A 24,424-nucleotide genomic window follows, 5' to 3' on the forward strand; every position below is an offset into this window, starting at 1 on the left:
GTCGGTCATGTCCCCGTTCCTATCATTCTGTGAGGTTGCTGTGAAGGGCTTACGTCGCGGGTCGTGTACAGAGTTGCCTGAAGTATTGGTGAATCCGCATAGGCCCGAGCGTTTCAGACACCCTGTGGTGACGCAACCGCGCAGGTTGCCGGAATTGTCGGGGTCGCCGCCCAGCACTGCACGAGGGTCAGCTCCGAGCACTGCACGAGGGGTCAGCGCGGCCGGCATTCCCGGATGATCTCGGCGAGCTGGTCGTAGTCGTCGCCCCGGGCGGTGGAGGAGCGGAACGCCAGTCCGACCGTGCGGCCCGGCGCCGGCGCCGCGAAGGTCGCGATGTCCAGAGTGCCGCGCGCGGTTTCGGCGGCCACCGCCATGGCCGGGATCAGCGTGACGCCGAGATCGCCCGCGACGCACTGCACCACCGTCGCCAGCGAGGCCGCGCGGGTGTCGCCGACCGCACCCGGCTGCGCGTCGTGCGCCCGGCACAGTTCCAGGGTCTGGTCGCGCAGGCAGTGGCCCTCGTCGAGGAGCAGCAGCGGCTGCGCGTCCAGGTCGGCCGGTGTCAGGTCGGTGCGCCCGGCCAGTTCGTGCTCGCGCGGCAGCACCAGCACGAACTCCTCGGTGTAGAGCGGTATCTCGACCAGGCCGGCGACATCGGTGGGCAGCGCCAGCAGCGCCACGTCCAGGACGCCCGAGCGCAGCCCGTCGAGCAGCCGGGCGGTCCGGTCCTCGATGACGTGCGGCACCAGAGCGGGCACCCGCGTGCGCAATTCGGGCAGCAGCCGGGGCAGCACGTACGGCGCGATGGTCGGGATGATGCCGAGCCGCAGGGTGCCGCGCAGCCCCTCACCAGCAGCGGAGGCGACAAATCGGTCAGCGGCCTCGAGGGTGGCAATGGCTTGCGGCAGTAGCCGTTTGCCGTCGGCGGTGACCAGGACCCGGCGCGTACTGCGCTCGATCAACTGGAGCCCCAGTCCGTTTTCCAATGATGCCAGTGCCTGCGATAACGTGGGCTGGCTCACGCCGAGCCGCGTCGCCGCGGTGCCGAAGTGCCGGTATTCCGCGATGGCAGCGAACGCACGCAGCTGTGACAGGGTGGGCTGATAAGTTTGATCAGTCACGCCTATCAGTGTAGTGCGACCGATCACGTTTACCTCTCACCGCAGTTCGGCAAAGATCGTATATACGTCTCGACACAATCGGCACGACTACATATGAGGAGAGCAAGCATGGCCCTGCTGACCATCGGCGACCAGTTCCCCGCCTACAACCTGAAGGCTGTCATCGGCGGCGATCTCTCGAAGGTGAACGCTCAGCAGCCCGACGACTACTTCACCCAGATCTCGAGCGACGACTACGCCGGCAAGTGGCGCATCGTCTTCTTCTGGCCCAAGGACTTCACCTTCGTGTGCCCGACCGAGATCGCCGCCTTCGGCAAGCTGAACGAGGAGTTCGCCGACCGCGACGCGCAGGTGCTGGGCGCCTCTGTCGACAACGAGTTCGTCCACTTCCAGTGGCGCGCCCAGCACGAGGACCTCAAGACCCTCCCGTTCCCGATGCTGAGCGACCTCAAGCGCGAACTGGCCACCGCCACCGGCGTTCTCAATGCCGACGGCGTCGCCGACCGCGCCACCTTCATCGTCGACCCGAACAACGAGATCCAGTTCGTGTCCGTCACCGCCGGTTCGGTCGGCCGCAATGTCGAGGAGGTGCTGCGGGTGCTGGACGCGCTGCAGTCCGACGAGCTGTGCGCCTGCAACTGGAAGAAGGGCGACCCGACCATTCAAGCCGGCGAGCTCATGACCGCGTCGGTGTAACAAGGCTCACAAGGGAATTCGTCGTGACCATCGAAAATCTCAAGAACTCGCTACCCGAGTACGCCAAGGATCTGAAGCTCAACCTGTCCTCGCTGGCGCGCACCACCGTGCTCAACGAGCAGCAGCTGTGGGGCACCCTGCTGGCGTCGGCCGCGGCCACCCGCTCGGCGACCACGCTGCGCGAGATCGCCGAGGAGGCGGCCGACGCGCTGTCCGCCGAGGCGTACAACGCCGCGCTCGGCGCCGCCTCGATCATGGGCATGAACAACGTGTTCTACCGCGGCAAGGCGTTCCTGGAGGGCCGCTACGACGATCTGCGCGCGGGCCTGCGCATGCAGATCATCGGCACGCCGGGCGTGGACAAGGCCGATTTCGAGCTGTGGTCGTTCGCGGTCTCCTCGATCAACGGCTGCCAGCACTGCCTGGAGGCGCACGAGCACACGCTGCGCGAGGCGGGCGTCTCGCGCGAGGTGATCTTCGAGGCGCTGCGCGCCGCCGCGATCGTGGCGGGCGTGGGCCAGGCCGTGGCATCGACCGAGGCGCTGGCCACCGCCACCGTCTAGTCGAGTCCAGCCGAAAGGGCTGTACACCTGCGGGTGTACAGCCCTTATCTATATTTGCTAATCGATTGCTGCAATACGGTCGCCGGTTGGATCAGAAAGCGCCCCGGCCCCGAAAAGCCAGGCAGATGCGGGCCTCCCGCGAATCAAAAACTGTCGGTAAGCTCGCTTGACATGACCGTTCCGGAAAGTGATGGCGCACAGATCGAAGTCGTGCGCGTGTTCACCGACGCGGCCGGGCGTTTCGGCAATCCGCTCGGCATCGTCCGCCGCTCCGCCGTCGAGAATGCCGACCATCAGGCGCTGGCGGCCCGCGTCGGCTACAGCGAGACCGTGGTGGTCGACGACCCGGTCGACGGGCGAGTGAAAATGCGTATCTACACCCCCGCCACCGAGCTGCCCTTCGCCGGGCACCCCACGGTCGGCACCGCGTGGTGGCTCAATGACCAGCTGCAACCCGTCAAAATCATCGACGTGCCCGCCGGGCCGGTCGAGGTGACCGTCTCCGAGGGCCTGACCTGGGCCCGGGCCCGGGCCGAATGGGCCCCGGCCTTCGAATTCCACCAGTTCGAGGATCCGGCGGAGATCGCCACCCTGGATCCGGCCGACTTCCCGGCAGGCCAGCACTACTGCTGGGCCTGGACCGACGAGCCGCGCGGCGCGGTCCGCGCGCGAATGTTCGCCCCCGCCATGGGAGTTCCCGAGGACCAGGCCACGGGCGCGGCCGCCATCGCGCTGACCGCCCTGCTCACCCGTGGGCTGAACATCGCGCAGGGCGAGGGCTCCCAGATCTTCACCGAATGGGATTCCGACGGCTGGGCCCGGGTCGGCGGTCGCGTGGTCGCCGATCACCCGATCCTCATCTAGCGGCAAAACCCTTTCGGCACACCGTGACCCGATCGGCCCGGACGGCCTAGACCGCCGGGCCGATGCGCTGCCCGAAGGCGAGCCGATGGCCGCCCGGGATGCGCAGCACGAAATCCCGCAGCCCCCACGGGTGTTCGGTGAGCTCGGTGGTGATCTCGCCGCCGTGGCGCACGCAGTGCGCGTAGAGCGCGTCCACATCGTCCACGCCGACGTATCCGGCGGTGGTCTCGTTGACGGCCGGGCGGGGCGTCCGCACGATCCCCAGTCCCACCCCGCCGCGCCGCAGCAGGGCCAACCCCATAGCGGGCTCGTGGACCTCGACGACGAACCCCAGCACGTCGCGCAGGAAGTCGACGGTGGGCGTGAGGTCGGCCACCTCGAGGTTGGCGCGGTAGCTCTCGAACTCGGCCATTGCCGCAGCATACCGGCGGTGCCGCGGCAAATTCGGTTGCGCGACTGTCGGTGGGCGGTGAGATGGTTGGGGGCGCGCCGCAGTCATCGGCCGCAGTTGATCAAACCCTGGAAAGGACGTTTCGCCGTGGACACCTCCGTCGAGTCACCGACCGCCCCCGAGCGGTCCGACCGGGCGGGACGGCGCGAGTGGATCGGCCTCGGGGTGCTGGCGCTGGCCTGCCTGGTCTACGCCATGGATCTGACCGTGCTGCACCTGGCCGTGCCACAGATCAGCGCGACACTGCATCCGAGCAGCACCGCTCTGCTGTGGATCATCGACGTCTACGGGTTCATGCTGGCCGGTCTGCTCATCACCATGGGCACGCTCGGCGACCGCATCGGGCGACGGCGGTTATTGCTGCTCGGCGGAGCGCTGTTCGGCGTGGTGTCGGTGATCGCGGCCTTCTCCCCCACCGCCGAATTCCTGATCGGGTGCCGGGCGCTGCTGGGCATCGCGGGCGCGACCATCGCGCCGTCGACACTGTCGTTGATCTTCAACATGTTTCGCGATCCCCGGCAGCGGTCGCTGGCCGTCGGCACCTGGGTGAGCGCGTTCTCCGCGGGCGGCGTGGTCGGCCCGCTGCTGGGCGGCATACTGCTGGAGCATTTCTGGTGGGGTTCGGTGTTCCTGCTGGCCGTACCGGTCATGGCGCTGCTGCTGGTGCTCGGGCCGCGGGTGCTGCCGGAGTTCCGTGATCCGGAGGCCGGGCGGCTCGATCTGACCAGTGCCGCACTCAGTGTGGTCACCATGGTGGCGCTGGTGCTGGCCATGAAGAAGGTCGCGCAGGATGGGCCGGGGACGGTGCCGCTGGTGGCCGCGGTGGCCGGGCTGCTCGCGGGCGCGCTGTTCGTGCGCCGTCAGCTCACCCGTCCCGATCCCATGCTGGATCTGCGGCTGTTCCGGCTGGGCGCGTTCCGCACCGCGCTGGGCATCAATGTGATCGCCATCTTCGTGGCGTTCGGCTATTTCCTGTTCGTGGCCCAGTACTTCCAGCTGGTTCTGGATATGACGCCCATGCAGGCCGGTGCGGCCATGGCGCCGTCCAGTGTCGGATTCATCATCGGTTCGCAGGCGGCCCCGCGTATCGTGCGGGTCGTGCGGCCCGCCTACCTGATCGGCGCCGGAATGGTGATGGCCGCACTGGGATTGGTCATGCTCACCCAGCTGTCGGCGCACGGCGGCCCGGTCCTGGCGGTGATCGCCTCGCTGCTCATTGCCCTGGGGCTGGCCCCGGTCTTCGGCATCACCACCGAGCTCATCGTCGGCTCCGCCCCGCCGGAGCAGGCGGGGGCCGCCTCGGGCGTGTCCGAGACCGGCGCGGAACTCGGTGGCGCCCTGGGTATCTCGATCCTGGGCAGCATCAGCCTGGCCATCTACCGCGCCGATCTGGCCGACGCGCTGCCGCGCGAGCTGCCGGGCGCGGACGCGGTGCGCGAAACGCTGGGCGAGGCGGTCCAGGTGGCCGCGACGCTCCCCGGCGATATGGGTGCCGCGGTCCTGACCGCGGCCCGTACAGCATTCATCCACGGTGTGCACATCACGGCGGGGGTCGCGGCGGTGGGCGCACTCCTCGCGGGTGTGCTGGCCGTGGCCAAGCTACGCCACGTGCCCGCCGGTGAACTCTCCGGCGGGCACTAGCGTTCGGGCACTCCGCCCGGTCCGGTTCAGCCCAGGGCGCGGGCGAAGCGGTCGGCCATCTCCGCGACCTGGGCCTCGGTGATGACGAACGACGGCGAGATCTGCAGGGCACCCTGACCGGCGGCGCGGGTCGAGACACCGTGGGCGCGCAGGGTTTTCACCATGGCGAGGGCCTCGGCCGGGTCGGTCAGCTGGACCGCGGCGACCGCACCCAGGCCGCTGCGCACCTCGGCGACCCGCGGGTGCTCGGCCAGCGGCGAGAAGTACTGGTGCAGCAGGGATTCCAGGTTCTTGCTGGCGTCCAGCAGGTGCTCGCGCTCGACGATGTCGAGGTTGGCCATGGCCGCGGCGGCCGCGCCGGCGTGGCCCCCGTAGGTGTAGCCGTGCCGCCACCAGACGCCGCCGGCGAAGAACGGCTCGGCGACGCGGGGCGCGACGAAGACCGCGCCCATGGGAACGTACCCGGAGGTGAGGCCCTTGGCGGTGGTCATGAGGTCGGGTTCCAGGCCGAAACGCGAGGAGGCGAACCAGGATCCGCCGATGCGGCCGAAGCCGGTGACGACCTCGTCGGCGACGAAGAGGATGTCGTTGTCGCGGCAGATCCGCCGGACCTCGGTGAGGTAGCCCTCCGGCGGCAGGTACACCCCGCCCGCGCCGATGATGGGCTCGGCGAAGAACGCCGCGATCCGGTCCGCGCCGACCTCCTCGATGAGGGCGGTCAGCGCCTTGGCCTGATCCCATTCGATGGTGCGGGTGTCGGGCATGAACACGCCGGTGTAGCCCTCGGCATTGACCGGGATGCCGGACAGCGCGGTGCCGCCGACATGCATGCCGTGGTACGCCTTCTGACGGCCGACCAGGATGGTCTTCTCCGGGCGGCCCAGTTCCTGCCAGTACCGGCGGGCCAGCTTGGCGGCGGTGTCGATGCCGTCGGAGCCGCCGGAGGTGAAGAAGATCTTGCTGCCGGGCACCGGCGCCAGGGCCGAGAGCCGCTCGGCCAGATCACGGGTCACCGGTGAGGCCAGATCACCGAAGTTGGAGTAGTGCGCGACCTGGGTCAGCTGCGCGGCGACCGCGTCGGCGATCTCGCGGCGGCCGTGCCCGATATTGGCGAACCAGAGACCGCCGGTGGCGTCGAGGTACTGTGTCCCACCCTCGTCCCAGATGTACGCGCCCTCGCCGCGCGCCACCACGAACGCCCCGTCCCGCTCGACCGCACCCATATCGGCGAAGCCATGCCACAGCGAACCCATCCAGAGCACCTCCATCACCCGATATCGGCCACGCCCATCCGGGCGAACCGACCTTTCTTCACCATCTCACCATCACGACGGTGAACAGGTCGAACGGCCCCCGGGTCACCCGGTCGCGGCGGCGACGAGCATGTAGGCGGTGCCGAGATCCATTACCAGGTGCGGCACCACGGCCAGCGATCCGGCCATGCCCATGGGATGCGGGAACACCCGTGGCAACCGTTGGCGCAGCGCCGGCACCGCCATGATCGCCGCGTCCGCCGCGAACAACGCCGCCAGCACCAGCACCGGACCGGGCGCGGGCCCGGCGTGTCCGTGCCCACCGTGTTCGTGCGGCCCGTGCCCGGTCATCGCGTACAGCATCGCCGCGGCCCCGAGCACGTGATACGCGAACGCGCCGACCGTGCCGCCCCCGGTGTCCGGGTCCGAAATCCCGCTGCGCCACCGCAGCATCCGATCTCCCAGCAACAGCGTGTACACGACCACCATGGCCGTCAGCACCCCGCGCACCGCGTGCGGATCGGCGACCGTCGGAAACACCAGCATTCCCAGCATGACCAGGCACATCACCAGGTGTGCGGCATCCGACTCCCGATCCGCGCGCAACCTGGCGCACGGGCCCGTGCGCGCCGTGCCCAGCCTGGCGGCCACCAGGGCGGCGGCCAGGCAGAAGGCGATCACCGCGACCCACCGCACCACCCCGTACTGCTCCACGAATACCGCCACACCCCACCACCTCTCACCGCGGCGACCGGCTCCCCTTCCATGCTGACACCGTCCGGCCCCGACTTCCCCGCCTTTCCCCTGCCGAATCCCCCGCCCGGGCACCGCCACTGGGTGACCGAATACCCGGTGGGAGGCCGGTCTCGGCGACCCCGCAACAAAAAAGAAGTAGTGCCGCTCGAAACCTTTTTCCGGCAATGTATTTCGTGGCGGGTATTTCCCGGTCGGCAGGAATTCCCCGGTCGACACGCCTTATCGCCGCGTTCGCTTCCCGGCCCGATGTCTCCGATACGCTCTATTTGCCAGCCAATAGCGGCTGTTCCTGCGATATCGAACTCTGGAAGAAACGCTAGCGCACATCTTCGAGAAAGGATCCAGGTTTGCGGCGTCTACTTATCGTCGCCGCGGCGGGCACGGCCGTGGCAACTCTGGGGGTCCTGGGCGTGTGGGCCTGGGGTACCGATGTGGGCAGAGCCCAGCCACCCGGCGCGGATGTAACCGGTTCGGGAGTTCATGTGACGGCATCGGTCGACAGCGTCGGGGTGAATGCACCCGGCAACCGGACTCCGAACTTCCTCATGACGTTCTCGCATGCCGCGCAGATGTCCGGCGATTACTCGGTCAATGTGGAGGGTGAACCGATCACGGCCGGTCAGGCCGTCGCAGGGTTCATCCTCGGCTGCGGGATCAGTGTGGCCGGCGGCTTCACCGTCGGAATCGAGCCCAATCAAGGCTGGGCCGGCGCCCTGGCCCCGACAGTGAGCCCCGCGACCCCCGCGAGCCCCGCGAGCGCCGTCAGCGCGCCGATTGCGACGGTCACGCCCATCCCGAGTCCGTCCATCGCCTCCGTCATCACACCCAGCGCCATCACACCCAGTACCAGCCCAGCCCGGGCTGCCCTGACCAGTACCAACCCAGCCCGCGCCGCCCTGACCACAACCAGCCCAGCCAGCGCCGCCCCAACCACAACCAGCCCAGCCAGCGCCGCCCCAACCACAACCAGCCCAGCCAGCGCCGCCCCAACCACAACCAGCCCAGCCAGCGCCAGCCAAACCGCTACCACCCCAACCACCCCGACCACTCCAACCACCCCGACCACCCCGACCACCCCGACCACCCCGACCACCCCGACCACGACCACTACCACCCCAACCAGTGCCAGCCCACCCAGTATCGACCTCGGACCCAGCGTCGGCGGGGCGCTGGGCCTGACCGAAGTCTTGACGGCCACCTTGGGGCCCGGCCAGGTCACCATTGCGACAACGGCGACGTCGGCCCTGGACAACACCACCGTGTTCCCGTACCGCATCACGTTCAACAACGCCGCGTTGAACGTCGCCCAATGCGCCTCGCCGGTGTCGGCCGTCCCCTTCGTCACGACCACGGTGAGTACTGCGCAGGGGGTGGTGCAGACCACCGCCTACGGCGATCAGTTCACCTTCTGAGGCCCGGAGCCGATTCGAGAAGTGTTGGGGGTCAGCGGATCCGGAAGACCGGTCCGCGGGGGCGGAACGGCAGCGCGGCGCCCGCCGGGATCAGGAAGGCGTGTTCGTGGCGGATGCGCAGGACATCGATCATGCCGTCGGTGATGACCAGAATCGGTCCGTCGGCCGGGAAGTCGTCGGCGCGTTCGAGCAGCCGGATACCCGGTTGCAGCACGGTGCCGCCGCGACCGCGCACGCGAACGCGGGAGGCGATCTCGTCGACCGGCAGGTATCCGGCATCGTGGGCGGCCGCGTCGCAGAACACGACTCGGGCACGCGGCACGTCGCGGGCGAGGGCGTAGGACGCGATGGCGCCCAGCCCCTTGCCCATCAGCTCCTCCGACATCGAGCCCGAGGTATCCAGTACCACGCCGAAGGTGGGCAGCCGCACCGATTCATCCGGGCGCGCCCAGGCCGGGCGCGGAATGTCGGGGGTCGCGGACTGGCGGCGTGAGGCGCGGGCGTAGCTGCGGCGCTTCTCGACGGCCGGGACGTGCTCGTCGAACCATTGCGCCAGTTGGGCATCCCAGGGCAGCGGCGGCTGGTCGAGCGCGCGGATCTCCTGTTCCAGTCCGGCCGGGAGCAGTCCGCGGCCGCTGGACTGGTGGTAGGCCAGACCGGTGTGCAGGGCATTGCGGTAGTACTCGTCGAGGTCCAGGTAGCGGCCCGGAGTGTGGCTGTGCGGCAGCGGTTCTCCGAGGATGTCGCTCTTGCCGCGACCGCGCAGGGTGGCGATCTTGCGCAGGCGACGCAGATCGGTCGCGATGCGGTCGTAAACCTGTTCGGCCGAAAGCCCTTTGAGCTGCGGGTCGTACAGCAGCCCCTCGGGCAGCTCCCCCACGCCCATCTCGACGAGCCAGCCGTTGACCACGTAATCACAGGCAACATTGAACAGGTAGTGGTCACGCCAGCCTGCGCGGTCACCGTGCCGCAGCGCCGCGTGCAGCATTTCGTGCGCGAGGACGAAACGCCACTCTTCACCGGACAGCGCCGCGAACGGATTGATGTAGATCTCGGCCGCCTCGGCATTCACCGCGGCGATCGAAATGTCCCAGCCGCGCGCGAGATCCGCGTCGGCGACGATCGTCATGCCCGCGGCCAGCGCGCCCAGCAGTGGATAGGACGAGACGAACCAGTTGAGCGCCCGGTCCCAGACCCGCAGGGTCTGGGCCTGCCCGCGCGTGACATCGCGGCCGGCCTCGGCCAGCGCCTCCCTGGCCGCCTCGCCGATACCGGCGGCGAAGCGCGACTGATGATCGCGCTTGCCGGCCGTCTCGGGCGTGTCGACGAAGAAGTCCGGGAACTCGGTGCGGCGGTAGGGCTCCGGGACGCTCGACTGCCACCAGCGCTCGGCCAGGCCACGTTCATCCGACCCGCCGGGCGGGGGCGGCAACTCGTGCGGCGGGCGGCCGATCTTCAGGGTCAGCAGATATTGGTCGACCATCGCGCAGCAGGCGGCTCGATAGACCGGATGGGGCTGACTCGATGCCGTGATCCAGGTGCGCGCGTAGACGTTCGGCAACAGAGCGCGCTCCGGCAGGACGCGTGGATCAAGGTGGCCGAACCCCGCATGCAGCAGCAGATGCGCGAAGACCCACGCCCATTCCTCGGCGGAGCCACGCCGCTTCGAGTCGTAATAGACAGTGCCCCAAGGCGATACGACCGCCCATACGTCTTCGGGCAGGCGGCCGTCGATGTCGATGGATCCGTTCTGGATCCGGCGGAACATCGGATGCTGACACACCTGCCGCCACCCGGTGTCGAGATTCTCCCGCCACGGGTCGATCACCTTGCCGCGCTTGCGATTCGAGCGTCCGGCCACGGGGCTACCGCCGCGCCGCCAGCCGCGGCAGATCGCGGGTGACCTCGACCAGGAACCAGGACGGCAGGACCGGCAGCCCATCGTCGTCGGCGGCAATGACCAGCTGCGCGCACTCGACCGAGATCTCGGCCAGTTCGGTGAGCATGGTCTTGGCGCGCAGCGAGAACCGTTTCACCCCGGCCGACGCGTGCTCGCGGGATGCGGGGAGTTCCTTGACGAGCCGGGCCCGGAACGCCTCCGACAGGAAATACAGCAGGTCGCGATCGGCGGGATTGCGGGGCCAGCCCGCCTCACCCTTGACGACCGCCTCCAGATCGTAGGCGTGCCGCACGGTCTTGACGAAGGCACGGAAGCCGGAAGCGTGTGCGGCGGTGAGTATTCCGGACGACAGCACCGCCAGGGTGGTGTCGTCGATGTCGTCGCCGTAGGAGTGCAGGGCGTCGGAGAGCATGTGCCAGCCGCGCGGGGTCGAGAACGGCTGTTCGGTCTTGGGCGGCTGCGCCCACAGATGGTCGGGCCGCTGCATGACGTACTCGATCACCCAGGCATGAATGTCATTGCCGGCAGCCCATTTCAGCCAGTCGTCGACGTCGGCGCGCAAGTGCACATGCACCATGCGGTTGACCAGCGCCGAAGCCATGGGGCGGGCGAGGGCGTTGTCGGTGGCGCGGTTGCCCGCACCGATCACGACCGATCCGGCGGGCAGTTCGTAGGCGCCCACGCGCCGGTCGAGAATCAGTGAGTAGAAGGACTTCTGGACTTCCGCGGGCGCGGCATTGAGTTCGTCGAGGAACAGGCAGTACGGCTGCTCGCGGGCGATCATCTCCGGCGGCGCGAACCGGCTGCGATTCTCGACGATCTGCGGCACGCCGATGAGGTCCTCGGGGGCCAGCTGCGTGCCCAGCAGGGTGACGCAGTCCAGGCCGAGGGCCTCGGCGAAACCGCGCACCAGCGAGCTCTTCCCGATTCCGGGCGCTCCCCACAGAAATACCGGACGCACCACCGCGACGTGCAGCAGCAGCTCCGGCAACTGGTCCGGAGTCACCGTGACAGTCGCTTCCAAATCGTCCTTTCGGCTCGGATGTGGACCCAGGTTAGGAGCGCACACCCGAGGGCGGCCAATGATTTTCGGCGCGGGACGACGTCGCTGGAGCAGCGGGGCGAGTCAGTAGAGCAGCGGGCCCAGGCGGGCGGCGCAATCACGGGCCGGATCGCGGTGGGTCTCGAGCGCCGGCAGCCGGTTGCTCGGGCCGCTCAGGCACAGCGCACCCGCGAGACTGCCCAGGGCGTTGTAGATGGGCAGGGCCAGGCAGGCGACGCCGGGCACGAGTTCGTCTGCGGCCCTGGCATATCCGGACTCGCGGACGGTCCGCAGATCCTCGGCGAGGGCGGTGTGATCGATCTTGGTGCGCGCCGCGATCCGCACCGGGTGCGCGACCAGCGTGCGCCATTCGGTCCGTGCGGCGAGCAGCAGTTTGCCCGCGGCGGAGGCGTGCAGATGCCGTGACAGCTCCCGCTCGCCCGGAATCGGATGGTCCGGGTCCTCGCTGAGCACCTGGACCGCGGCGGGGCGGAAGTTCATGAGGTGCACCGCGAATCGGGTGGACGCACGGAATTCGCCGAGCAGCCCGTCCGCGGCCGCAGGCACCACCGGCATCCGGATGGCGGCGGCGAACCCGTGCAGCCGCGCACCCAGCGCGAAGCCGCGCAGATCGGCAGTGCGGACCAGATACTCGTCGGCGACAAGGGAATTCAGCAGCCGGTAGGTGGTGGCGGGGGCAATGCCGAGGCGTTCGGCGATCTCCTTGGCGGTGACGCCCACGCCGCAGTCGGCGACCGCCTCGAGAATGGCGATGGAGTTGGAGACGGTGGTGGTGCGGTGGGAGTCCTTCATCGCGCCTACCGGAAGGTCGCGGTGGGCAGCAGGTCCGCGCGCTGCGGTTCGTCGTAGATGCCCAGGCCGCGCAACCGATCCGGCGCGCAGACCCGCAGCGCGACGGTGAAGAGCGCGGCGGCCGCAAGCACCGCGGCGTAGGCGATCACGACGGTGACATTGTCGTTGCGGGCCGACACCGCGGCGGCGACCATGAGGATTCCGAGCAGGGTCGCGGTGACCGTGCCGAGCAGCGCCATGCCACGGCTGGGTTCGCCGATGCGGCGCAGCAGCGCCGGAGTGGCCAGGCAGGCAGGCAGATACGAACCCAGATAGCCGAGCGCGCTCAGGGTGAGGAAGCTCCGAATCCCGTCCTGCGGTTCGGCTCCCGACAGCAGGTACCAGACCGCGCAGGCCGTCACCGCGCCGACCGCCGCGACGATCGCGGGTGCGGGCGTGTGGAAACGCGAGTGCGTGCGACCGGCCGCGGCCGGGGCGATGCCCTCGCGGCCCATGGTGAACAGGACGCGGACCAGGGCATTGATCGAGGCGACCGTGCAGGCGAAGAACGATGCTGCCACCCCGAGATCCAGGACCGCACTCAGGAATCGCGAATTGTCCTGCAGCATCAGGTCCGTCACCGGTGTGGAACCGGCGGCCAGGCCCGGCGGCGCGGCGGCCAGCGCCACCGCCTGCGCGGACACCGTGATCAGATAGATGACCGCGGCGGCGACCGGCGTCCACGCCAGCGTGCGCGGCACCGACCGGAACGGCCGGTAGGCCTCGGCGGACAGCGTTGTCGCACTCTCGAACCCGACGAAAGCGCTGATGGCCACCACCGCACTCATGGCGAGACCACCGGTGCCACCGTGCCATTCGAAGGCCCGGCCGGCCTGCGCGCCGACGCCGTCGCGGGTCAGCAGGTAGCCCATCAGGGCCAGGACCGTGACCACCGAGACGCATTCGATCAGCAGGGTCACCGAGGCGGACAGCCGGATCCCCCGCACCATGAGCACGGCCGCGGCCGAGGCCGCGATCAGCAGCAGCGCGACAATCGTTGCGGTCCCGCCGAATCCGGCGAGTCCGACGGTCACCGCGACCTGGTCCAGATACGTGCCGACCGCGATCAGCCCCGCCACGCTGACGCTCGCGTACCCGGCGATCGCCGACCAGCCGACCGGCACGGCCACCGCGGGGCCGAGCCCCTTGGCCACATACGTGTACAGCCCGCCGGTCACCGCCAGCCGCTGCGCCATCGGCCGGATCACCAGCGCCACACCCCAGGCCAGCAGCGCCGCCGCCAGGAACGCGGCCACGCTCGCCCCGCCCCCGGCCGCGCCGATCACGAACGCCGGGGTGACCACGGCCGTTCCCGACGGAGCGATGGCCGCGACCGACTGCGCGAACACCGGCACGAAAGGCAGTTCGCGCCGGGTCAATCCGCGCACCGGCGAACGTCCGGACACCGGGGGCCGACTAGGCGCAGCCGATCTCATACGTGCGCCTCTCTCTGGACCTGTTCCCTGACAACGGGTTGCCACAGCGTCGCCGATCCGTATTGCACGGGCGTAAACACAGGTAACATCGGCTTGTCTCGAGGCGAGAGAAAAATCTTGCGCCTTTCCCGCCGGCGGTCACCGTCGCACACCCGCCGCTGTTACAGACCGTCTATAGCGTTCCGCGCCATCGGAGAAGACCCCGCCACCCGGTGATTCCGGGGCGGGCGCAGCAGAGAGACGGATCCATGACGCAGCAGATCGAACGCGCCACCGCCGCGCCGCCCGGCGCCAATCCACCCGACGGGGTGCACCGCCTCAAGGCCAATGCCGTGGGTTTGCTCGGGGTGGTGTTCATGGCCATCGCCACCGCCGCGCCGATCACCGCCATGACCGGCAATGTGCCGTTCATGATCTCGGCCGGGACCGGGACGGGCACGCCCGCCGCGTTCCTGATCGCCATGGTGGTGCTCGCGGTGTTCTCGGTGGGCTTCACCACCATGTCCAAGCACATCACCGCGACCGGCGCGTTCTACGGGTTCATCTCGTTCGGGCTGGGCCGCTCGGCCGGGCTGTCGGCGGGACTGCTGGCCACCTTCGCGTACATGGTGTTCGAGGGATCGCTGGTCGGGATCTTCTCCAGCTTCGGCACGAATACCGTTGCGGCACAGTTCGGCGTGCACGTGCCCTGGTGGGTGTTCGCGATCGTCATGCTGGCGATCAATGCCCTGGGCACCTGGTTCGGGGTGGCCGTCGCGGAGAAGTTCCTGGTCGTGCTGCTGGGCACCGAGTGCGCGGTGCTGGCCATCATGGGTATCGCGGTGGCGCTGCACGGCGGTGGGCCGCACGGATTCTCGTTCGCGCCACTGAATCCGGTCAATGCCTTCACCGGGCCGTCGGCGGGGCTGGGCTTGTTCTTCGCGTTCTGGTCGTGGGTGGGATTCGAGTCGACGGCCATGTACGGCGAGGAATCCCGTGATCCCAAGCGGATCATCCCCAAGGCCACCATGATCGCGGTCATCGGCGTGGGCGTGTTCTACGTGCTGGTGTCGTGGATGGCCATGTCCGGCAACGGCATCGGGGAATCGGCGGCGCTGGCGTCCTCCGACAACCCGATGGACCTGTTCTTCCACCCCACCCAGACCTACGTCGGGCATTGGGCGGTGAGCGCCATGCAGTGGCTCATGATGACCGGATCCCTGGCCTGCGGCATGGCATTCCACAACTGCGCCGCCCGCTACCTCTACGCGCTCGGCCGGGAGGGCGTCTTCCCCGTGCTCGAGCGCACCGTCGGCCGCACCCATCCTCGGCACGGGTCACCGCACATCGCGGGCGTGGTCCAGACGGTCATCGCCTGCGCGCTGGTCGCGGGCTTCGGAATCGCGGGCAAGGATCCCTATTCCGGCACCTACACGCTGCTGGCGATCCTCGGCACCATGGCCATCCTGGTGGTCCAGGCCGCCTGTTCCTTCGCGGTACTCAACTACTTCCGCACCCATCACCCCGAGAGCCGGCACTGGTTCCGCACCGTGCTGGCTCCGCTGCTGGGCGGCCTCGCCATGGCCGGCGTGGTCGGGTTGCTGGTCCTCAATATGGGTACCGCCGCGGGCGCCGAATCCAGCTCCCTGGTCCTGAAGGCCACCCCGTGGCTGGTCGCCGCAATCGCACTGGGCGGCTTCGGTTTCGCCGAATATCTGAAGCGTCGTTCCCCCGCCCGGTACGCGCGGGTCGGCCGGACCGTCCTGGAGGAAACCCACGAACGCTGACCCGCCCTGATCGGGGCCATTCCGGAACTCGCGGTTTGTGAGGTCCGGCGGCGTGGAAACGGCCCGGAGCCCTGCGGCTTCCGGGCCGTCTTCAGCTTCGAGTCGGCGTGCACGTATCCGACGCCCCGCGATAGCACCCTCGGAACCGTGCCATTGCGGTTCGCCCCACGACGGCCCGAACAGCCGAGCCGGATAACCCGAAATGATCACGAAACCCGGCCGACCACACCGAGTCTCACCGGTCGCAGGAGTGCACACGCACCACACCGGAACGGACGGCACGGTAGGTCGGCGGGTTGGCGCGTGCGGTCAGTACCCGGAACCGGCGGCGCGGCCCGTGCCGTCAGGGTCTCGAGCTCGGCGGATAGCCTGGCGGCATGCGCATTGTGATCGACGATCTGAGCGGGGACGAGGTGATCGGACTGCTCGAGGCCCACGTTGCCGAGATGCTGGCGAACTCGCCCGAGGACAGCATGCACGCGCTCGATGTGGCGGCGCTGCGCAAGCCGGAGATCACCCTCTGGTCGGCGTGGGAGGGCACGGAACTGGCCGGGTGCGGGGCGCTCGAGGAGCTGGATCCGATGCACGGTGAGATCAAGTCCATGCGGACCGCGGCGAGTCACCGGGGGCGCGGGGTGGCGTCACTGTTGTTGCGGCACATCCTCGCCGAGGCCGCCGCGCGCGGATACGCGCGGTTGAGCCTGGAGACCGGGGCGTCGGAGTTCTATCGGCCCGCAGTGTGGCTGTACGAGCGCTACGGGTTCGAAGAGTGTGGGCCGTTCGCGGATTACGCGGCGGACCCGCACAGCGTCTTCATGACCCGGGCGCTCTGAGCCGGAGTCAGCGGCCGACGGCCCTGGGTACCAGCCCGTTCAGCGCCGCCGCGATCACGCCCAGGATGGTGAAGATCACGGCCATGATCACCAGCCCGCCGGACAGCTGGGCGTAGCCCTGGTCACGGGGGTCGATGAACGGGTAGGGATACCAATCGGCGAACGGCCCGCGCAACAGCGTGTAGGCGCCGTAGGCCAGCGGGTAGGCCAGCCAGCCCAAGATGAGCCGGATGGTCGGCTTCAGACCGGCGGCCACCAGCAACCAGTCCGCGATCAGCACGATCGGGATCACCCGGTGCAGGGTGTCGTTGATCCACCGCTCGGTCAGCTGCACATCGATATCGGCCAGCAGCACCGCGTAGATGACGAAGGTGATGGCGAGGTAGAGGGTGGCCGCGCCGCGCAGCACCTGCCAGCGCCGGCCGGCCGGGTCACGCAGCCCGCCGACCAGCAGCACGATGATGCCCAGGATGTTGGACTGGATGGTGAAGTAGCTGAAGAAGTTGAGATACGAATAGTTCGGGTTGCCCACATTGCGCAGCGGAATCCAGACCAGCGCGACCAAGCTCAGGATTCCGAAGACGATGCGCAGCACCCGGATCCACGCGGGCGTTCCACCTCTGACGGCCATGGCCCGATGGTCGCATGCCGAACCACCCGAACGCGGACGATACGCCGGTGCGGCACACTTCCGGCAAGCGCGAGATCGGGCCGCCGGATACCGCGCCGACCGGCCCGGACCGACTCTTCGCTATCGTTGACGATGCAATGACCAGGACCGCCGCCACCTCTCGCGAGCTTCGTTCCCGCCTGGCCGATCTCTCGATCCGCGACGAGCACCGGTTGCGTCGCAGGCTCGACAAGGCCCGCGGCGGCGATCTCACCGACCTCGAAACAGATATCGACGCCGCACAGCGCCGGGTGGACGCCCGCCGCGCCGGCGTCCCGACCATCCGGTATCCGGAGCAACTACCGGTCTCCGCGCGCCGCGACGACATCGCCGACGCCATCGCCGCACACCAGGTCGTGATCGTGGCCGGTGAGACCGGCTCCGGCAAGACCACCCAGATCCCCAAGATCTGCCTCGAGCTCGGGCGCGGGATCCGCGGCACCATCGGCCACACCCAGCCGCGGCGACTGGCCGCACGCACCGTGGCCGAGCGGATCGCCGAGGAACTCGGCACCGAACTGGGCGACGTGGTCGGCTACACGGTCCGCTTCACCGATCAGGCGTCGGACCGCACGCTGGTCAAACTCATGACCGACGGCATCCTGCTCGCCGAGATCCAGCGCGACCGGCTGCTGCGCCGCTACGACACGATCATCATCGACGAGGCGCACGAGCGCAGCCTCAATATCGACTTCCTGCTCGGGTATCTCAAGCAACTGCTGCCCAAGCGGCCGGATCTGAAGATCATCATCACCTCCGCGACCATCGACCCGGAGCTGTTCGCACGGCACTTCTCCGACGAGAACGGCACGCCCGCACCGATTGTCGAGGTGTCGGGACGGTCGTATCCGGTGGAGGTCCGATACCGGCCGCTGTCGCTGGAGCTTCCGGTCACCTCCGAGGACCCCGACGACGAGGACACCCGGATCGTCGACCGCGACCCCACCGACGCCATCGGCGACGCGGTGCGGGAACTGCAGGCCGAGGGCGACGGCGACATTCTGGTCTTCCTCTCCGGCGAGCGCGAGATCCGCGATACCGCGGATTCGCTGCGGGATATGCGGCTGCCGCGCACCGAGATTCTGCCGCTGTACGCGCGGCTGTCGGCGGCCGAACAGCACCGGGTATTCGAATCGCACACCGGCCGGCGCGTGGTGCTCGCCACCAATGTGGCCGAGACCTCGCTCACGGTGCCGGGCATCCGCTACGTGATCGACCCTGGCACCGCACGCATTTCGCGCTACTCCATGCGCACGAAGGTGCAGCGGCTGCCCATCGAGTCCATCTCGCAGGCATCGGCGCGGCAGCGGTCCGGTCGCTGCGGCCGTGTCGCGGACGGTATCGCCATCCGGCTGTACGCCGAGGACGACTTCGAATCCCGGCCGCAGTTCACCGAACCCGAGATCCTGCGCACCAACCTGGCCGCCGTCATTCTCCAGATGACCGCGCTCGGGCTCGGCGATATCGAGAGCTTCCCGTTCGTCGAGGCCCCCGACGCCCGCGCCATTCGCGACGGCATCGCGCTGCTCGAGGAGCTCGGCGCGCTGGCCCGCGCGGAGGCCGAAGCCGGTGCGCGCACGGACATTCCCGACGCCGGTCTGATCCTCACCCCCATCGGCCGCGAAATGGCGCAGATCCCGGTCGATCCGCGCATGGCCCGCATGCTGGTCGAGGCGAACCGCGGCGGCTGCCTCTCCGAGGTCCTCATCATCGTCGCGGCCCTGTCCATCCAGGACGTCCGCGAACGCCCCGTCGAACACCAGCAGGCCGCTGACACCAAACACGCGCGCTTCACCGTCGAGGGCTCCGACTTCCTGGCCTACCTGCGCCTCTGGGACTACCTCCGCGAACAGCGGAACGCCCTCTCCTCCAACCAGTTCCGCCGCCTGTGCCGCGACGAGTTCCTGCACTACCTCCGCATTCGCGAATGGCAGGACCTGCACGGCCAGCTCCGCACCATCACCCGCGGTCTCGGCTGGAACACCGCGGGATCGGACTCCCAATTCGACCGCACCGCAATGCCTTCCGACGAAGCCGGAAACAACCCGCGCAACCGCCGCGGCCGTAACCCAGGCCGTGGCAGCGGTACCGGCAGTGCCGAGCGCGACGGGAACGGCTCCGGAACCGAATCCGCCGAGCGCGGCGGTGCCGCCGCAAGCTCAGTTCAGGGCCGCAACATCAACGGCGGCAATGCCACTCAGCGCGGTGGGCACAGCTCCGAGGCCGGGCGTGCGGAGTCGGCATCGTTCGCTGACGACACGCGGCGCAGCGGATCAGTGCGCGGCCGGGATTCGCGCCGCGCCGATGACAGCGGGCGCGGCAGTTCCAGCGGACGCGGCAACGATTCGGGCCGCCGGGGCGGCGCGGGATCGAGCGGGCAGTCCGGCCTGGCCGAATCGCTCGCGGCGAAGGCAGGGCTGGACAATGACTCGCTGCCGTGGGATGTGACGTCGATCCACCAGGCGTTGCTGGCCGGCATGCTGTCGCATATCGGCGTGCGGGAGGCGGAGACCCGGGAGTTCCTGGGCGCCCGCAATGCCAAGTTCATGATCTTCCCGGGATCGTCGCTGGCAAAGAAGCCGCCGCGGTGGGTGATGGCGGCGGAATTGGTCGAGACCTCGCGGTTGTGGGGGCGGACCGCGGCCAGAATCGAGCCGGAGTGGGCCGAGCGGCTGGCCGGGGACCTGGTGAAACGCACGTACTCCGAACCGCATTGGTCGGCGAAACGGGGTGCGGCGGCGGCCTACGAGCGGGTGACGCTGTACGGCATTCCGCTGGTGACGCAGCGGCGGGTGGACTTCGGGCGGATCGATCCGGAGTTGTCGCGGGAGCTGTTCATCCGGCATGCGCTGGTGCAGGGCGAGTGGCAGACCAAGCACGACTTCTTCGCGCGGAACCGCGAATTGCTCGACGACGTCGCGGATCTCGAGCATCGGGCGCGACGGCGCGACATCCTGGTCGACGACCAGGTGCTGTTCGACTTCTACGACCAGCGCATCCCGTCGGACATCGTGTCGGTGCGGCACTTCGACAGCTGGTGGCGCAAGACCCAGCGCACCGATCCGAACCTGCTGGACTTCACCGCCTCCACGGTGGTGAACGAGGATGCGGCACTGCTGGATCCCACCGCCTACCCCGACAGCTGGCGGCAGGGCGAGCTGACCTTCCCGCTCACCTACCAGTTCGAGCCCGGTCAGGCCGACGACGGTGTCACCGTGCACATTCCGATCGCCCAGCTCGCGCACGTGCGCTCGGTCGGCTTCGACTGGCTGGTCCCCGGCATGCGTGAGGAGCTGGCCGCCGCGTTCATCAAGACGCTGCCGAAACAGCTGCGCCGCACCGTGGTTCCCGCACCCGACTTCGCCAAGGCCGCCCTGGACCGCCTCACCCCGCGCGCCGAACCACTGCGCACCGGACTGGCCCGGGAACTGTCGCAGCTCGGCTCGGTGACCATCGCCGCCACCATGCTCGATCCGGCGGGCCTGCCCGACCACCTGCGCATGACCTTCGCCGCCATCGACCCGACCGGCGCCGTCGTGGCCCGCAGCAAGAGCCTGGCCGAACTGAAATCCACCCTGGCGGAACAGGTCTCGAAGTCGGTGGCGCGCGCCAACAACGCCGCCGAGCGGGCCCCGTCCACGGTGTGGACCTCCGAATCCCTGGGCACCCTGCCGTCCTCGGTGAAGCGCCAGGTCAGCGGTCAGACCATTACCGGTTATCCGGCCCTGGTCGCGGAAGCGGACGGCGTGGCGGTACGCGTCCTCAGCTCCCCAGCCGCCCAGGCCACCGCCATGCGCACCGGCACCCGCGCCCTGCTGCTGGGCGCGATCACCACCAATACCCGCGCCGTCACCGCGGGCCTGCCGCCCACCGATCGCCTTGCGCTGACCCAGAATCCGTACGGCACCCTCGACGCCCTGGTCGAGGACTGCCGCGCCTGCGCCGCCGACGAACTCATCGCCGCCAATGGCGGACCGGTGCGCAGCCCCGAGCAATTCCAGGCGCTGGTGGAGAAGGTCCGCCCGCAGTTCACCACGGCCGTCGCGACCATCGTCCGCTCGGTCGTCCCGGTTCTCGCGGAGGCGCACCGGCTGCGCGCCGCCCTCGCCGAATCCCGCGACCGGGACGCCACCGACGATGTCTCGCACCAGCTCGACGACCTGATCTTCCCCGGATTCATCGCCGAGTGGGGCAGCGCCCGGCTGCGGGAACTCCCCCGCTATCTGGAAGCCGCCCGCCTGCGCCTGGAGGCGCTCCCCGCCTCCGCCAACCGCGACCGCGCCGGCCTGGCCGAACTCGACCGCGTCCACGCCGCCTACGACCGCCTCGTCGGCAATCTCCCCGAGGCGCGCCGGGGCGGCCGCGACATCGTCGAAATCTGGTGGATGATCGAGGAACTCCGCGTCAGCCTCTTCGCCCAGCAACTCGGCACCCCCTACCCGGTGTCGGCGAAGCGCATCGAGAAGGCGATCGACATCGCCCGCCGCCCACCCCAGCAAAAGCGCTGACGGGGCGCGATCTTCCGTGCAACACCACGGGCATGCACTGGCGCACAGGCCTTCTCGGAAACCGGTTGCGGGCCGGCGCATCGCCCTCCGCCGGGCACGAGATGCCAGGAAATGAAGCGGCCCGGCTCCGAATTGCTCGGGGCCGGACCGGGAATCGATGTGGGGGTGACCGGTAGCGGTCGCCCGTTTACTTGGTTGCCGCGCCCACGGTGTGGTCGCCGCGGTGCTTGCGCAGGTCGGCGATCTCGCGTTCGAAATCCTCGGCGGAGCTGAAGGATCGGTAGACCGAGGCGAAGCGGAGGTAGGCGACCTCGTCGAGATCACGCAGCGGGCCGAGGATGGCGAGGCCGACCTCGTGGCTCGGCACCTCGGGGGAACCCTTGGCGCGCACCGCATCCTCCACCTGCTGGGCGAGCAGGTTCAGCGCATCGGAATCGACCTCGCGGCCCTGGCAGGCGCGGCTGACGCCGCGGATGACCTTCTCGCGGCTGAACGGCTCGGTGACACCGCTACGCTTCACGACCGACAGGATCGCGGTTTCGACCGTGGTGAACCTGCGCCCACACTCCGGGCAGGCACGTCGCCTCCTGATGGCGGTGCCTTCCTCGGCCTCACGCGAGTCGACCACCCTCGAATCGGGATGACGACAGTACGGGCAATGCATCCGGGATCCTTCGTCGATGCCTGGGCTTCCACAGCAACCTCGAGCAATCTCGAGGATACCGTGACGGACCCGATCGGCGGCGTCCGCCCGTGTCCGCAGGCCCGAATCAGGTGGTCACCTGCCACTGGGAGGTCAGGTCGGCGAGCAGATCCGGCAAGCGCTGCACCAGCCGCCCATTGGTCAGCATGACCGGGAACGGCACGGCCAGAACCGGTCTCGCGGCGGCCGGATTCGCGCACAGTTCCAGGTAGCGCGGCAGCAGATCGTGGGTGATGTAGTTCCACCGCGTGTCGCGGTCGGCCCAGTTGAAGTCGGGCAGCGGGGCGCGCAGCGACATCGCGCCCGTGGTGAGGGTGGTGGGCGCGAAGACGCCGGGCGCGCGGACGCCGGGAACGGCGGCCTTGCCCGCGATCGTGCTCACGTAGGTCATGACCCGGCCCAGGTCGCCGCGGCTGTGCGAGGTGACATCCCACTGGTCGGCGATGATCTGGTTCTGTTCCCGGTCGGTCATGCGCAGCGCGGCGTCGGCCAGGCCGTCGGGGGTGCCGGAATCGATCTCGCGCCAGGCGGTGACGGCGTTCTCGTCCAGCACGCCGGCCCGGTACATCTCCTCGACACCGGCCAGGCCCGCGGCCGCGTAGGCCTCGTGCATGGGCACCTGGTCGATGAAGATGTGCTTCTGCATGATCATCAGCCGGGTCTGGTACCAGGCCAGATCGTCGGCGGTGAGCCGCTCGCCCGCGGTGCCCAGGGTCCGGATGTCGGCGGGCAGGATGTCCAGCAGCTGCGGCGGGGTGCCGCGCAGCAGATCGGCCACCGAGTCACCGAGCTGATGGATGCTCGGCACGGTGAGAATCGCCGACACATCGCCCATGTCGAAGAAGCCCGATGCGAACGACCCGCCGGCCAGCCCGGCCAGTCCGGTCCACCAGTAGTCCGGGTGCGCGTTGTTGAGCCGCAGGTAGTTCACATAGACCTGGGTGAAGGTGCGGGTATTCGCCGCGACGCCGCGCCCGGGATCCCAGGCCGCCAGGTCGATATCGGCATTCTGGGTCGCGGTGACCAGCCAGTACTGATGCAGCAGGGTCGCGTAGTGCCGCGGCTCGACACCCGCGGCGCGCGCGTCGTCGAGCGCGGCACGCAGGGTGTCCGGATCCAAGGGCAGTGCGGGATTCAATCCGCCGCCGCCCGCGCCCTCACCATTGACCGACGGCAGGTCCAGGTACGCGGCATAGGCGGACTCCGCATGCGCGGCCGGTGCGGTCACCAGCCCGACCATCAAGCAGGTGAGAACACCGGCCACCCGGATCAGCCCTCGAACTCTCGGCATTGACGCCCCCTGTCGCTGTGCGCGCGGGCCGGAGCACGGACCGCGCGGATGTAGCCTCTGTCACATCCAGGGGGACGCTAGCAACACGTTTCAGTTTTCAATCTGCATTTTCGGCCACGCCCATGGCCGTCGAGCTCTATCCCGAATAACGGCTATGACCGGGCAAATACCGCAGCAGCAGGCCCGCTATCGCACCGGCGCCTGGACCAACTGGACCGAGGACGGGGTGGTCTGCGAATCGAAGTCGCCGGAACGCAAGTGGGCCAGGCCGATCAGACCGGCCACGGCCAGCGCGCTCATCAACGCGGTGACGGCGAGGGCCGCGAGACCGATCTGGGCGCGCTGCACCCGATCCAGCGGATGCGCACCACGGGCGCGCCGGGCCGCGTGTCGCACGACGACATGATCGCGTCGAACACCTGCGCCGGCGGCGGGCCGGACCCGCGCGCGGCAGGGGCGGCGGTCCAGGGCGGGACGGCCCGCAGCCGCGGGCGTCCCGGTCCGGAACCGATCCGAACGCAGCTCCGAAGGGATGCTGTCGAATCCCAGATCGCTTCCCAGAGTGTCGATTTCGCTGACCACGGCGCGCATCGAAGAAACCTCCAAAGTAGGGCGGACCGAATGATGCTGGACAACTGACTCGATCATGTGTTCGAAGAACTGATG

The 24,424-nt window shown here is 69.1% G+C and carries 20 protein-coding genes; 8 read left to right on the top strand and 12 right to left on the bottom strand.

The annotated features are described in order from the left end of the window. Nucleotides 1-212: 212 nt before the first annotated feature. A complete protein-coding gene (locus ACFXN1_RS17955; RefSeq protein WP_354848135.1) occupies nt 213-1,121 on the bottom strand; it encodes a hydrogen peroxide-inducible genes activator in 909 nt (302 codons plus the stop codon). A gap of 108 nt (nt 1,122-1,229) precedes the next feature. On the opposite strand from ACFXN1_RS17955, the gene ACFXN1_RS17960 reads away from it, so the two are divergent. The 3 genes from ACFXN1_RS17960 (at nt 1,230) to ACFXN1_RS17970 (ending at nt 3,244) form a co-directional block, all read left to right on the top strand. Then, complete coding sequence (locus ACFXN1_RS17960) at nt 1,230-1,817, top strand: peroxiredoxin (protein ID WP_379384129.1); 588 nt, start codon at nt 1,230-1,232, stop codon at nt 1,815-1,817. A gap of 23 nt (nt 1,818-1,840) precedes the next feature. Then, nucleotides 1,841-2,380, top strand: coding sequence for a carboxymuconolactone decarboxylase family protein (locus ACFXN1_RS17965; protein ID WP_379436640.1), 540 nt, complete (start codon nt 1,841-1,843; stop codon nt 2,378-2,380). Nucleotides 2,381-2,551: 171 nt separating this feature from the next. Next, the gene (locus ACFXN1_RS17970) at nt 2,552-3,244 is read left to right on the top strand and encodes a PhzF family phenazine biosynthesis protein (protein ID WP_379436642.1); all 693 of its coding nucleotides are present in this window, start codon (nt 2,552-2,554) and stop codon (nt 3,242-3,244) included. 46 nt (nt 3,245-3,290) lie between these two features. Here ACFXN1_RS17970 and ACFXN1_RS17975 read toward each other — a convergent pair whose 3' ends face one another. Further along, on the bottom strand, nt 3,291-3,656 hold the full coding sequence (locus ACFXN1_RS17975; RefSeq protein ID WP_379436643.1) for a VOC family protein: 366 nt from the start codon (nt 3,654-3,656) through the stop codon (nt 3,291-3,293). Nucleotides 3,657-3,782: 126 nt separating this feature from the next. Between ACFXN1_RS17975 and ACFXN1_RS17980 the strand changes: the two genes are divergently transcribed. Then, entirely contained in the window at nt 3,783-5,336 is a 1,554-nt protein-coding gene (locus ACFXN1_RS17980; protein ID WP_379436644.1) for an MFS transporter, read from the top strand. 26 nt (nt 5,337-5,362) lie between these two features. Here ACFXN1_RS17980 and ACFXN1_RS17985 read toward each other — a convergent pair whose 3' ends face one another. Further along, nucleotides 5,363-6,589 carry an aspartate aminotransferase family protein gene (locus tag ACFXN1_RS17985; RefSeq protein WP_379436645.1) on the bottom strand — a complete coding sequence of 409 codons (1,227 nt, stop codon included), beginning with the start codon at nt 6,587-6,589 and terminating at the stop codon, nt 5,363-5,365. 105 nt (nt 6,590-6,694) lie between these two features. Further along, complete coding sequence (locus ACFXN1_RS17990) at nt 6,695-7,315, bottom strand: DUF5134 domain-containing protein (RefSeq protein ID WP_379436647.1); 621 nt, start codon at nt 7,313-7,315, stop codon at nt 6,695-6,697. 377 nt (nt 7,316-7,692) lie between these two features. Between ACFXN1_RS17990 and ACFXN1_RS17995 the strand changes: the two genes are divergently transcribed. After that, entirely contained in the window at nt 7,693-8,757 is a 1,065-nt protein-coding gene (locus ACFXN1_RS17995; RefSeq protein WP_379436648.1) for an MspA family porin, read from the top strand. Between the two features lie 31 nt (nt 8,758-8,788). Here the strand turns inward: ACFXN1_RS17995 and ACFXN1_RS18000 are convergent, their stop codons facing one another. The 4 genes from ACFXN1_RS18000 to ACFXN1_RS18015 form a co-directional block, all read right to left on the bottom strand. Continuing rightward, a complete protein-coding gene (locus ACFXN1_RS18000; RefSeq protein ID WP_379436649.1) occupies nt 8,789-10,618 on the bottom strand; it encodes a hypothetical protein in 1,830 nt (609 codons plus the stop codon). Nucleotides 10,619-10,622: 4 nt separating this feature from the next. Then, nucleotides 10,623-11,681: an ATP-binding protein gene (locus ACFXN1_RS18005; protein ID WP_379436650.1), complete on the bottom strand. Its 1,059-nt coding sequence runs from the start codon at nt 11,679-11,681 to the stop codon at nt 10,623-10,625. A gap of 102 nt (nt 11,682-11,783) precedes the next feature. Then, nucleotides 11,784-12,512, bottom strand: a complete 729-nt coding sequence (locus tag ACFXN1_RS18010; protein WP_379436652.1) for an IclR family transcriptional regulator — start codon at nt 12,510-12,512, stop codon at nt 11,784-11,786. Between the two features lie 5 nt (nt 12,513-12,517). Next, entirely contained in the window at nt 12,518-13,957 is a 1,440-nt protein-coding gene (locus tag ACFXN1_RS18015; RefSeq protein ID WP_379436654.1) for an APC family permease, read from the bottom strand. A gap of 278 nt (nt 13,958-14,235) precedes the next feature. On the opposite strand from ACFXN1_RS18015, the gene ACFXN1_RS18020 reads away from it, so the two are divergent. Then, nucleotides 14,236-15,753: an APC family permease gene (locus ACFXN1_RS18020; RefSeq protein ID WP_379401560.1), complete on the top strand. Its 1,518-nt coding sequence runs from the start codon at nt 14,236-14,238 to the stop codon at nt 15,751-15,753. Between the two features lie 377 nt (nt 15,754-16,130). After that, nucleotides 16,131-16,586: a GNAT family N-acetyltransferase gene (locus ACFXN1_RS18025; RefSeq protein ID WP_379436655.1), complete on the top strand. Its 456-nt coding sequence runs from the start codon at nt 16,131-16,133 to the stop codon at nt 16,584-16,586. Between the two features lie 7 nt (nt 16,587-16,593). Here ACFXN1_RS18025 and ACFXN1_RS18030 read toward each other — a convergent pair whose 3' ends face one another. Continuing rightward, complete coding sequence (locus ACFXN1_RS18030; RefSeq protein ID WP_379436656.1) at nt 16,594-17,217, bottom strand: Pr6Pr family membrane protein; 624 nt, start codon at nt 17,215-17,217, stop codon at nt 16,594-16,596. A gap of 137 nt (nt 17,218-17,354) precedes the next feature. Here ACFXN1_RS18030 and hrpA point away from each other — a divergent pair, with 137 nt between their 5' ends. Beyond that, a complete protein-coding gene (hrpA, locus tag ACFXN1_RS18035; protein WP_379436658.1) occupies nt 17,355-21,764 on the top strand; it encodes an ATP-dependent RNA helicase HrpA in 4,410 nt (1,469 codons plus the stop codon). Between the two features lie 187 nt (nt 21,765-21,951). Here the strand turns inward: hrpA and nrdR are convergent, their stop codons facing one another. From nrdR to ACFXN1_RS18050, 3 genes are all read right to left on the bottom strand, one after another. Continuing rightward, nucleotides 21,952-22,428: a transcriptional regulator NrdR gene (gene nrdR / locus ACFXN1_RS18040; RefSeq protein ID WP_379436660.1), complete on the bottom strand. Its 477-nt coding sequence runs from the start codon at nt 22,426-22,428 to the stop codon at nt 21,952-21,954. A 106-nt stretch (nt 22,429-22,534) separates the two neighbouring features. After that, nucleotides 22,535-23,758 (bottom strand): hypothetical protein, encoded by a 1,224-nt coding sequence (locus ACFXN1_RS18045; protein WP_379436661.1) that lies wholly within the window; start codon nt 23,756-23,758, stop codon nt 22,535-22,537. Between the two features lie 186 nt (nt 23,759-23,944). After that, the gene (locus tag ACFXN1_RS18050) at nt 23,945-24,349 is read right to left on the bottom strand and encodes a hypothetical protein (RefSeq protein WP_379401555.1); all 405 of its coding nucleotides are present in this window, start codon (nt 24,347-24,349) and stop codon (nt 23,945-23,947) included. Nucleotides 24,350-24,424 lie beyond the last annotated feature (75 nt).

Origin of the sequence: Nocardia sp. NPDC059154 (assembly GCF_042755705.1) — a bacterium.
GTDB lineage: Bacteria > Actinomycetota > Actinomycetes > Mycobacteriales > Mycobacteriaceae > Nocardia.